At 56.5% G+C, this 1,275-nt stretch carries 2 protein-coding genes; both read right to left on the bottom strand.

Annotated features, from left to right (window positions below):
• Positions 1 to 45: 45 nt before the first annotated feature.
• Complete coding sequence (locus tag LOH53_RS16700; protein WP_230068890.1) at positions 46 to 984, bottom strand: IS3 family transposase; 939 nt, start codon at positions 982 to 984, stop codon at positions 46 to 48.
• Positions 939 to 1,229 carry a transposase gene (locus LOH53_RS16695; protein ID WP_170133339.1) on the bottom strand — a complete coding sequence of 97 codons (291 nt, stop codon included), beginning with the start codon at positions 1,227 to 1,229 and terminating at the stop codon, positions 939 to 941. Before LOH53_RS16695 ends, LOH53_RS16700 begins: the two co-directional genes overlap by 46 nt.
• Positions 1,230 to 1,275 lie beyond the last annotated feature (46 nt).

Raw genomic sequence — 1,275 nt, 5'->3', positions numbered from 1 at the left:
TGAGGTGTGTCAAGGATCTGGGACAGTTCGTTTTGTTTTTACGGGTTAGGCAGCGGCGGGTAGCTGCTGGTTTTGGGTGATGTAATTGGCCATTGCTGTTGCCGGCGGTAGACCACCGTTGTGGGTGTGGGGCCGCCAGCGGTTGTAGAAAGCCTCGATGTAGCGCATGGTCGCCCGTCTGGCTGCTTGGCGGGTGGTGAAGCTGTAGTGGTGGTAGAACTCGTTCTTAATGGTCGAGAAGGCGGACTCGGCCACGGCATTGTCCCAGCAAACACCGGCTAATCCCATCGACTGCCGGATGCTGTTTCCGGTGCACCAGGCACCCAGTTCACGGGATGTATATTGAGCCCCATGGTCCGTGTGAAAAATTGCGTTAGCCCTTAGATGGCCTTTATCTCTGGCCATTTCCAGGGCATTGATACACAGGGATGCGCGCATGTGGTCCGCCATCGCCCAGCCAACGATCATGCGGGTGCACAGGTCAATGACGGTGGCTAGGTATAGCCATCCTTCACCGGTGCGCAGGTACGTGATGTCTCCGACCAGGCGGGTGCCGGGCGTTTCCGCGGTGAAGTCCCGCCCGATCAAATCCTTGAACACTTTGTCGGGATCCCCTGGGGTGGTGGTGCGTTTGAAGGCCCGCATCCGTCTGGCTTGCCACCCGTTTTCAGCCATGATCGTGGCCACGGTTCCCACGGAAACAGTCACCCCGTCGGCGGTTAATTTGGTGTGAACCATGCGGTGGCCAAAGATCTCGTCGGAAGAATTGAACATCGTCTTCACTTGATCGGTCAGCTCCCGGTGACGGATGGTTGTAGGCGTGTCGGTGGCGTCCCGCCAGCGGTAGTACGAGGACCTGGGCACGTCCAGTTGCCGGCACATCCAGGCAACTTTTTCTCCAGCGTTCTCCTCCTGTTGAACAAAGCGGTAGACATCATCTACCGTTGCTCCTTGGCGAAGAACGCTGAAACTTTTTTTAGGAATTCATTCTCCCGTTCCACTTCACGAAGCCGGGCCTCCAAAGCCTTGTATTTCGTGGCATCTACCGGTTGATCCGGCTTCTTGCCCTCACCGCTTTGACCTTCGCGAGAGAGTTTGACCCAGCGTTTGAGAGCGGTCAATGAGATGCCGAGTTCAGCAGCCACCAGAGCTAGCGGTCGGCCAGAAGATTCAGCTAACGCGACGGCGTCGGCCTTGAACTCATCAGAGTAGGTTGGTCGAGAAGACATGGGAACAATCCTTTCAGGAACTGTCTCACATCATTAGTACACCTCA

This window comes from Arthrobacter cryoconiti (genome assembly GCF_020905375.1).
Taxonomy (GTDB): domain Bacteria; phylum Actinomycetota; class Actinomycetes; order Actinomycetales; family Micrococcaceae; genus Specibacter; species Specibacter cryoconiti.
Note: the sequence above shows the minus strand (reverse complement) of the source record. Positions and strands in the feature narration are given on the sequence as shown.

Bases quoted from the DNA above. Each gene is read 5' to 3' on its own strand.
- LOH53_RS16695 (WP_170133339.1), bottom strand. From the start codon at position 1,229: ATGTCTTCTCGACCAACCTACTCTGATGAGTTCAAGGCCGACGCCGTC.